The sequence below is a fragment of the Emticicia sp. MM genome (assembly GCF_001649495.1).
In genome coordinates, this window is record NZ_LXHX01000022.1 from 1 (window position 1) to 7,721 (window position 7,721).

The following is a 7,721-nucleotide window of genomic DNA, read 5'->3' on the forward strand; positions in this document are numbered from 1 at the left end:
GAATGATTTCATGTGCTTTGATAATAATTGACTCATTGTTTTTTTATTTTAGTATATAAAATCTATATATTTAATATGAAATTAAATTTTCTGAAAAACTACCTAAACTAAATACTGAATTGGGTTAAATCGAAAGATTTTCCCTTTTCAAATGGTCGTGAGCCATGATGGTTGGCGAAGAGTCTGCAAAACTCTTGCAAGTGGTTCGAAACCACTCACGACAACTATTCTCCATTCGTTGGTGATTTTGTTGTATTGCTATTCTGAGTAGATATATCATTCATCTACTCAGACTTTTATACGAAAACTATTATCTTTACGCTCTCTAAAAATTATCGTACAACATGAAAAAAGTATATCTAAGCGATTCAGGACCGAAAGTATCGGAAGCAATTTATGGTTTTTGGCGTTGGGAAGACCTCGATAATACCACGCTAAAAATGGAGCAAATTATTAATTTATGCTTAGAGTTAGGAATTAATACCTTTGACCACGCTGATATTTATGGTGATTATACCATTGAAGAACATTTTGGGAAGATTATTAGTCAAAAGTCATTTAAGCGTGAAGATATTGTTCTTTTTAGTAAGTGCGGTATTCGCAAAAACGGAAAAGTCACTTATTTTGATAATTCAAGAAATTATATTCTTGATAGCGTTGATAATTCGCTTCGAAATCTAAAAACCGATTATTTGGACATATTCCTATTGAATCAAAGTGATTTTTTGGCTGACCCAGAGCAAACAGCTATGACTTTAGCTGAAATAGTAAATGCTGGAAAAGTTAAGCATATCGGAGTTGCTAATTTTACAGCCTTTCAACATCAACTTTTAGCTTCATATCTAACAATTCCAATTGTTACTAACCATATTGAGTTAAATTTGATGAATATTTCAGCCATTGAAGATGGACGCTTAGATTTTATTAAGCAAAGCTTCAGTAAGCCTTTGGCATGGGCTCCGTTAGCTGGTGGAGAAATATTAGATGGAAAAGAAGGTAAATCGGCTGTACTGAAATCGAAACTTGAAGCAATCGGAAAAAAATACGATGCAAATGTTGAACAAACGGCAGTAGCGTGGTTGATGCAGCTAGGTACTTTACCAATCATTGGTTCTTTATCAGAGGCTCGTATTCGTAATGCGGCAAGTGCATCAGAAATAAAATTAAGTAGAGAAGATTGGTATGATATTTACCAAACATCGGTGGCAAGCTAAGTATTGGCTCGTTTGAAGAAAATATCGTGTCAAAAGGTGTCCGAAATGACACCTTTTGAATTTTATCTACTTCTCAGATTGGTTTCCTAGTTTCTAAGAGCTTCTACTTCTTCAACAGTTTTCGGAATTGCTTGTCCCAAGGTTCTGCTACCGTTTTCAGTAACTAAGCAGTTATCTTCAATTCTAACGCCACCAAAATCTCGATAATCCTCTAGTTTTGAGTAGTTGATAAAGTTAGTGAAATTGTTTTCAGCTTTCCATTTATCAATTAATTCTGGAATAAAATAGATTCCTGGCTCAACGGTTAGCACAAACCCTACCTCTAGCTCTTTTGCCATACGAAGAGATTTTAGTCCTAATTGCGTACTGCGTTCCAAACCATCACGATAGCCTACGTATTTTTCACCCAAATCTTCCATATCATGTACGTCCAGTCCGATTGCATGGCCTAAACCATGTGGCATGAATAGCCCTTGAACACCCAATGTCAACATTTCTTCAGTATCACCTTGTAGGAAACCCAAAGTTTTAAGTCCTTCGAGCATAATTTTATTGGCAGAAAGATGAATATCACGATATTGAATTCCCGGACGCAAAGCAGCAATAGATTCAGTTTCCATTTTTAAAACTAAATTGTAAATCTCTTTCTGCTTTTCTGTAAAACGCTTACTTACTGGGATGGTTCTCGTAATATCACCCGCATAAAACATCGTATTTTCCGCCCCAGAATCATTGATTGCCAATCGCCCTTCGGTCATGGTATTTCCATGATAATGATTATGGAGTGTTTGGCCATTAATAGAAAATATAATTGGATAAGCTAAATCTCCACCACCTTCACGGGCTTTTGCATGAATGGCTGCTGCTATTTCGTATTCTTTCTTTCCAGCTGCTGTTAGTTTCATCGCCGTTATGTGCATTTCACGCGTGATATTAACCGCATCTTCCATTTGCACAATTTCTTCCTCAGTTTTGATTGAACGTAAGGCGACAATCGCTTTTATTAACTCAACTGAGGCTTTTTCTTTTAATTGTGCCGTAGGAATGCCCAACCATTCACTCAAACGAATCATATTATCAAAGCGATAGGGTGGGGTAAAATGCACTTTTGATGCTTTTTTTAATCTTTCAGGAAGTTTTGAAGGGGCTTCCGTTCGATATATACCTACTTTCCGTGCTTGCTCAGCCAAGGTTGGTTGAGGGCCTACCCAAATAATATCGTCCATAGTAAATTCATGACCGAAAATAATTTCTTCTCCAGAATCTACATCAATAATACCTGCGAGACCCGCATGACTGATGCCAAAGAAATATAAGAAATTGCTATCTTGACGAAAGCGGTAGGTATTATCATGATAATTCATGGGGGCTTCTTCATTACCCATTATTAGAATTAGGCCACTTCCAACTGCTTTTTTTAATGCGTTACGACGCTCGGTGTAAGTTTGAACTGAAAACATGGTTTGTTGAGTATTTTATAGCACGAAATAAGCGAAATATGTGCAATTTGTCATAATATTTCAAGAACTAAATATTTGTGTTTATGCAGAATCTGCATCATTTGAAATACGTACAGTTCTTCAATTTTTCAAGTAAAAGCTTCCGCCTTCATTTATTTTAGGTGGTTTGAACAATTCAACAATAATTGGCAGATTCAAATACTGGCACGTAATTGGCTATAAATCAAATGGTTAAATATTTAAGCCGTTCAATAAGAGCGACGTATTAAAAATAAAAAAAAACTTTCAGAATATTTTGAAAATTCAAAAAGGTTATTTTACTTTGGGGTAATAAAATACTTACGTGCTTATAAATCTTAGTTAAAAAACAAAAAATGTCAGTGATGGAATTCAAAGAAGCAAAAGACAAGTTTATCCATACCTGGGGTACTCTTGCCACTCAGTGGGGGATAAACCGCACGATGGCACAGATACATGCATTGCTTTTGCTATCGCCTAAGTCTATGAATGCTGATGAAATTATGGCTGAATTACAAATTTCTCGAGGTAATGTAAATATGAATTTGAGAGATTTAATGGATTGGGGCCTGATTTACAAGCAATTACTTCCAGGAGAACGTAAGGAGTACTTCATTGCAGAAAAAGACATTTGGAAGGTCGCTAAGCAAATTGCAAAAGAGCGACGCCGCCGAGAAATCGGACCACTCATTGAAGCAATGGAAGATATCAAAGAAGGACTTCAACCTGATACCGCCGAGAAAGAAGAGCTTCTGAAAATAGTAAATGATATCAGTAAAGTTTCGGTTTTTGCCGATACTACCATGACTTCTCTTCTGAAATCAGATGAAAATTGGTTAATTAATAGTTTTATAAAGATTTTTAATAAATAGTTGCATGACTGCCACAGTAGTCATGATTTTTTGGAGTTTTTGGGGTCGAGCAGTGATTTTCTCATAGATAGAGAATTACTGCTTTTTTTATTTAATGGTTTGAAAAGTACTTTCAGTTAGAATGACCGCTCAATATTTTTTTTACGCTTCCATGGTGCCGTAGTTTGGCGTGACATATCGTATAAGAAATAAAGAACTATTGCTAGAAATACAAAAAAAATGATTCGAAAAATGCTTCTATTTTTATTTGAATGATTCTGTGACATATTATTCCATGAATTTTCGTATTAGTTTTAACTCTCAAATAACCTAAATGGTTTTAGAAAGTATTAAAAACTAATAGTTTGTGGCGAATAATGAGCTAAAAAACTAGCCATTTTGCTTGAAACAGCCGCCCATTGAATATCTTCGAATTCAAAGCCAATTACACTTGCTTTGTCCATCGTTCCACCTATATCCGCACGAGTTAAGTATTCAGCAAAAAAAGTTATATCTGGATTATGCCCAAAAATGGCAACTTTACTTATATTTTCATCAATCTGGTTTACCGCTGCTAGATAACTTCTTGGTCCGCCACCATAAAGGCCTTCATCAAGTAAAATTGCATCTGCATCATAATGAAGTTGTTCGGCAAAAATCTTAGCAGTGGCTTTGGCTCTTTCGGCAGCACTCGAAAGAATCAAATCAAATTGAACACCCTTTGTAGCCAAAAATTTCCCCATACGTGCAGCTTCAATAATTCCAGAAGAAGTTAATTCACGGTCAAAGTCACGAAACATAGGTGTGTTGCCGCCATCTTCTGCCGTAGCATGACGTACTAAATAAAGGGTTTTCTTCATATTTTCAGAGGTTTTGGCACGAATATACAAGCATTACCGAAAATATTCTTAATTTTTTCTGAAAATTTATTTCGTAAGAAAATCGTGAAGGCATCGTTTAATAGGTTTTATTGGTTTGATTATTTTCACAACATTCCGTCGTTTTCAACATTAAATGAAAAATAAAGAAATGGCTGATGATACTTTGTAAAGTCGAATTAACTGATTGTCAACTTTTTGTGCATAACTATTGCTGAAGATGGACAAACCGAAGAGAATTGCTGACTATTTTGAATTTCAATAGGCACTTCTTTTCTATCCACTATTTGATATCCACATTTCTTCTCAAAAAAATCTTTCGCAGTTGTTGTTAAAAGAAACAAATCGGTGATAGAATTCTTAAATGCAAACTGTTCAACTGCTTCAGTAATGAGTTGACCATAGCCTTTACCTTTTTCAGAATTAACCACACTTATTGAACGCAGTAAGCCATAATTACTTTTTTGTTCAAGGCCGCCCGTTCCGATGATTTCTTTATTTTCGAGCAACACAAATAAGTTTACTTGATTATCAATATCATTTGTTGGGAGATTGGCGTCTGTTAAAAGAGCCATTGCTTTAGTTCGATTTGTTCCGAGTGCTTCTTCAAAAGTAATATTTTGCGTTTTCATCTTTACTTGAATTTAGTCGATTTTTCATTCTATTAAGCCGCATTTCTACTTTTTACTTAATAGTTGTTTGTTTTATCGTAATATTGCGATATATATTCTTATCTCCAAAGTTTTTAGGAAAAAGTTTATATTTGCTAAAATATATTGATTATCCAACGAATATTGAATGTTAATTTATAATCCAAAAGATTGGTGGAAGTTAATTTTTTACTTCCATAAAGCTGATACATTTCGTAAACTTTTGCCAGCCATGATGGGCGTAATGGCCTATACTTTTTTTATTTCTTACCTCGAAAATAACGTTTTTCATTTTGTTCCTCTCAAGAATCCACTTGCTATTCATTCGTTAGTAGGTTTTGTGTTATCATTATTATTAGTTTTTCGTACAAATAGTTCTTATGACCGTTGGTGGGAAGGGCGTAAGATTTGGGGTAGTTTTACTAATAATTCAAGGAATTTGGCATTAAAACTAAGTGCTATTTTACCAGATAATCATGAAAGTAAAGAAGTTTTTAGAATCTTAGTGGGTAATTATCTTTTGGCTGTTAAAGATTATCTTCGTGGGCAAGTAAACTTAGAGCACTTAGATTATGTAGGAAACTATAATGAGGACTTTTATGCCAATTATAAACACATACCAAACAGAATAGGGCAGGCGATTCATCTTGAAATTAGCCGATTATACAAGGAAGGAATCATTAATGCCGAACAATTAATAATCCTTAATGGAGAATTGGTTTCTTTCACTGATAATTTAGGAGCCTGCGAACGAATCAGAAATACTCCTATTCCTTCTTCGTACAATATTTTCATCAAAAAGATGATATTTTTATATGTATTTACGATGCCTTTTGGGTTTGTATTAGAGTTTAAATTTTGGGCTGCTCCAATTGTTACGCTCATTTTTTATGCTTTTGCTGGCATAGAAATGATTGCCGAAGAAATAGAGGACCCATTCGGTACTGATAGCAATGATTTAGCTCTCGATACAATTGTGAAAAATGTGAAGAATAATTTAAGCGAGATTTTTAAAAATTAAATCTCATTCATAATTCATGCTATTAAAACAATTACCGCAACACATCGTTTATAATTTACGTCATTATAGTCAACAAATATAAAAGATTACTATGGAAATCAAATTAGGTAAAATCTTACTCATCTGCTTAGTAATGGGTGCTTTTTCTTGTAAGAAAGACACCTTAGACCCTGCTTCCAATACAACTTCAACTTCTGGTACTACAAATAATTCTAACACAACTACCAATACGAGTGCATACGCTGCTGCAAATAGTTGGGTTTATGACCAAATGAAAGCATGGTATCTTTGGGCTGACCAAATGCCAGCCAAAGAAAAAACGAACCTCAATTTAGTAACTGGTAAAGATGGGCAAGATGATGTAAAAACTTATTACTTCTATTCTCTATTGAATGATTACCCAAACACTGACCGCTTTTCTTGGATTAGAGAAAATATTACGGATTTAACCAATTCTTTGAGTGGCGTAAGTACAGCTTTTGGGTTTTCTCGAACGGCGGTATATTTAGATAATACGCAGACTAATGTAGTGTTTTTCATTTCAAATGTAGTTTTAGGTAGCCCCGCAGAAAAAGCTGGCTTGAAACGAGGAGATATAATTCTTACTATTAATGGCACACAGATTAATGGTACTAATTATGCTACTCTTATTGCTAATAATGAGACCGCTACTTTTGGCCTTGGGGAATTTAAAAATGGTACGTACGTTTTATCTGGTAAAACTATTACTGCTACAAAGGCAGTCGTTCAAAATAATCCTATTCAGTTTACGAAAGTGATTGAAAAAGGGAATAAGAAAATTGGTTATTTGGTTTATACACAGTTTTTAGATACTTATGATGAAGCTCTAAAGCAAGCTTTTGCTCAATTCAAAGCAGCAGGTGTTAACGAATTTGTACTTGATTTACGAATGAATGGTGGTGGAAGAATTTCTTCGGCTGATTTATTATCGTCTTTATTGGTCAAAAATCCAAGTGTCAATAATGTAATTCATAGAGATGAATGGAATTCGGCTGTTGTTGCAAAATACCCTTCGGTTTCTACGCCAACCAAATTTACGCTAGAACCTAATAACTTAAATCTTGGACGTTTATTTGTACTTACTTCAAATGGCACTGCTTCAGCCAGTGAATTAGTAATCAATGGTCTTCGTCCATACATGGATGTAATTATTATTGGACAAAATACGTATGGCAAAAATGTAGGTTCAATTACTATATCAGATGACCAAAAACGTTGGACATGGGGAATGCAACCGATTGTGTTAAGAACATTAAATTCGAAAGGAGAGTCTAATTATGGTACAAAAAATGGCTTTGCTCCCGACTACGTAGTATCTGATAATATTTATCCGTTCAAACCTTGGGGAGATGAAACCGAGACCCTCTTGAAAAAGGCTTTAGAAGTTATTACTGGTGCTACGATTCCCGCAGATGCTTCAAGCAGACGTTCATATCGCACACTTAATACACAGGTTTTAGAAGAAAATATTTCTGATAATCCTGCTGATAATAATAAAGATATGTTTGCAAAATTGCCTAAGCAATAAATTTAGGTAAGGAATAAAAAATTCCTCGATTACAAATCGAGGAATTTTTTATAATCAAGAATTAATTATTTTATTTCAAA

General features: G+C 34.5%; 7 protein-coding genes. 4 read left to right on the forward strand and 3 right to left on the reverse strand.

Annotation, left to right across the window (positions count from 1 at the left end; all coding sequences use genetic code 11):
• Positions 1 to 344: 344 nt before the first annotated feature.
• Positions 345 to 1,214, forward strand: coding sequence for an aldo/keto reductase family oxidoreductase (locus A6M55_RS03265; RefSeq protein ID WP_064196452.1), 870 nt, complete (start codon positions 345 to 347; stop codon positions 1,212 to 1,214).
• Between the two features lie 86 nt (positions 1,215 to 1,300).
• On the opposite strand, the gene A6M55_RS03270 is transcribed toward A6M55_RS03265, so the two are convergent.
• Positions 1,301 to 2,674, reverse strand: a complete 1,374-nt coding sequence (locus A6M55_RS03270) for an aminopeptidase P family protein (protein WP_064196453.1) — start codon at positions 2,672 to 2,674, stop codon at positions 1,301 to 1,303.
• A 383-nt stretch (positions 2,675 to 3,057) separates the two neighbouring features.
• On the opposite strand from A6M55_RS03270, the gene A6M55_RS03275 reads away from it, so the two are divergent.
• Positions 3,058 to 3,564 carry a GbsR/MarR family transcriptional regulator gene (locus A6M55_RS03275; RefSeq protein ID WP_041693354.1) on the forward strand — a complete coding sequence of 169 codons (507 nt, stop codon included), beginning with the start codon at positions 3,058 to 3,060 and terminating at the stop codon, positions 3,562 to 3,564.
• A 329-nt stretch (positions 3,565 to 3,893) separates the two neighbouring features.
• Here the strand turns inward: A6M55_RS03275 and A6M55_RS03280 are convergent, their stop codons facing one another.
• The gene (locus tag A6M55_RS03280) at positions 3,894 to 4,403 is read right to left on the reverse strand and encodes a histidine phosphatase family protein (protein WP_041693756.1); all 510 of its coding nucleotides are present in this window, start codon (positions 4,401 to 4,403) and stop codon (positions 3,894 to 3,896) included.
• A 197-nt stretch (positions 4,404 to 4,600) separates the two neighbouring features.
• Entirely contained in the window at positions 4,601 to 5,053 is a 453-nt protein-coding gene (arsN2, locus tag A6M55_RS03285; RefSeq protein WP_082892911.1) for an arsenic resistance N-acetyltransferase ArsN2, read from the reverse strand.
• A gap of 166 nt (positions 5,054 to 5,219) precedes the next feature.
• Between arsN2 and A6M55_RS03290 the strand changes: the two genes are divergently transcribed.
• Entirely contained in the window at positions 5,220 to 6,092 is an 873-nt protein-coding gene (locus A6M55_RS03290; RefSeq protein ID WP_064196454.1) for a bestrophin family protein, read from the forward strand.
• Between the two features lie 91 nt (positions 6,093 to 6,183).
• A complete protein-coding gene (locus A6M55_RS03295) occupies positions 6,184 to 7,641 on the forward strand; it encodes a S41 family peptidase (protein WP_015027510.1) in 1,458 nt (485 codons plus the stop codon).
• Positions 7,642 to 7,721: the final 80 nt, after the last annotated feature.

Excerpts from the sequence above, each read along its gene's own strand:
- A6M55_RS03265 (WP_064196452.1), top strand. The coding sequence starts at position 345 with ATGAAAAAAGTATATCTAAGCGATTCAGGACCGAAAGTATCGGAAGCA.
- A6M55_RS03270 (WP_064196453.1), bottom strand. The coding sequence starts at position 2,674 with ATGTTTTCAGTTCAAACTTACACCGAGCGTCGTAACGCATTAAAAAAA.
- A6M55_RS03275 (WP_041693354.1), top strand. The coding sequence starts at position 3,058 with ATGGAATTCAAAGAAGCAAAAGACAAGTTTATCCATACCTGGGGTACT.
- A6M55_RS03280 (WP_041693756.1), bottom strand. The coding sequence starts at position 4,403 with ATGAAGAAAACCCTTTATTTAGTACGTCATGCTACGGCAGAAGATGGC.
- arsN2 (WP_082892911.1), bottom strand. The coding sequence starts at position 5,053 with ATGAAAACGCAAAATATTACTTTTGAAGAAGCACTCGGAACAAATCGA.
- A6M55_RS03290 (WP_064196454.1), top strand. The coding sequence starts at position 5,220 with ATGTTAATTTATAATCCAAAAGATTGGTGGAAGTTAATTTTTTACTTC.
- A6M55_RS03295 (WP_015027510.1), top strand. The coding sequence starts at position 6,184 with ATGGAAATCAAATTAGGTAAAATCTTACTCATCTGCTTAGTAATGGGT.